Raw genomic sequence first — 1326 nt, 5'->3', positions numbered from 1 at the left:
GCGGATCATGGCGTTCAGACGAATGAGGAGGACGCGCATGCAGGCGACGAGGGCGACCTTGGGGCACTTGCCGCGCTCGCACAGCGTGTTGTAGCGACGCCTGAAGTCATCGTGTTTGCGGATGACCGAGAGCACGGCCATGTAGAGCACGCGCCGGATGGCCGAGCGCCCGCCCTGGATGCGGCGTTTGCCGGCGTGTTTGCCGCTGTCGTTGTTGTAGGGCGCCAGGCCGACGAGCGCGGCGATCTGGCGTCGGTCCAGCCGGCCCAGCTCGGGCAGGTAAGCGATCAGGCTCGAAACGGTGACGGGGCCGATGCCGGCGATGGCGCCCAGTTGCTTGGCGCGCTGGGCATCGGCGGTGCGTGCGGCCTGGGCAATGGCGCGCTCGAGTTGGCCGATCTGCCCCTTGAGGTGGTCGATGCACGCGAGCAGGCTGTCGCGTACCAGCGCCGAGCGCGCCTGCACCAGGCGCCGGCGCTCGTCGTCGCGGTGTTGCACCAATTGCTCGCGCCGCTGCACCAGATCGCGCAAGGCCTCGAGTTCGGGCGACGGGCTCACGGCCGCCGGAGACTCGAGGACCTGCGCCATACGCGCGAGCACGGCCGCGTCGATCGGGTCGGTCTTGGCCAGTTTGCCCAAGGCGGTGGCGAAGGCGCGTGCGCGCCGCGGATTGATCCGCAGCACCGGCAGACCGGCCGCACCCAGCGCGCTCATCACCCCGCGCTCATAGCCTCCGGTGGCCTCGAGCACGATCCGCTGCACCGCCCTGTCGGTAAGGCGCGCGAGCAATTGCCGATAGCCTGCGTCCGAGTTGGGCACCTCGAACTGCGCTTGCTCGGGCGCCACCCAGACTGCCAGTGTCCGCTTGGACACATCGATTCCCACCCAGCACGTCATGGTCAAAACCCTCGTAGAATGGCCAACGAGAGACTCTGGCCTGGCCCACGCTTGTGAAATTCGAGTGTCGGCTCGATCAACTGTTCGGGCTTGAACCAGAGGCAGGCGGGTGGCAGCTTGGGCTCCCACACGTGCTTTGCGCACCCCGGCCTGGCAGCTTGCCACCCGCCGCTCTCACCCACGATCCTACGGGGTATCGCAGACACAAGCACGTCATGGTCAAAACCCTCGTAGAATGGCCAACGAGAGACTCTGGCCTGGCCCACGCTTGTGAAATTCGAGTGTCGGCTCGATCAACTGTTCGGGCTTGAACCAGAGGCAGGCGGGTGGCAGCTTGGGCTCCCACACGTGCTTTGCGCACCCCGGCCTGGCAGCTTGCCACCCGCCGCTCTCACCCACGATCCTACGGGGTATCGCAGACACAAGCGG

General features: G+C 67.0%; 1 protein-coding gene. It reads right to left on the bottom strand.

What is annotated here, in order from left to right; all coding sequences use genetic code 11:
- A partial coding sequence (locus E6O51_RS21640) for an IS110 family transposase (protein ID WP_136387106.1) occupies positions 1-897 on the bottom strand: 897 nt, incomplete at its 3' end.
- Between the last annotated feature and the right edge of the window lie 429 nt (positions 898-1326).

The organism is Pseudothauera rhizosphaerae, from assembly GCF_004801305.1.
Taxonomy (GTDB): domain Bacteria; phylum Pseudomonadota; class Gammaproteobacteria; order Burkholderiales; family Rhodocyclaceae; genus Pseudothauera; species Pseudothauera rhizosphaerae.
The sequence above is the reverse complement of the archived record's forward strand: the minus strand, read 5'-3'. Positions and strand labels throughout refer to the sequence as shown.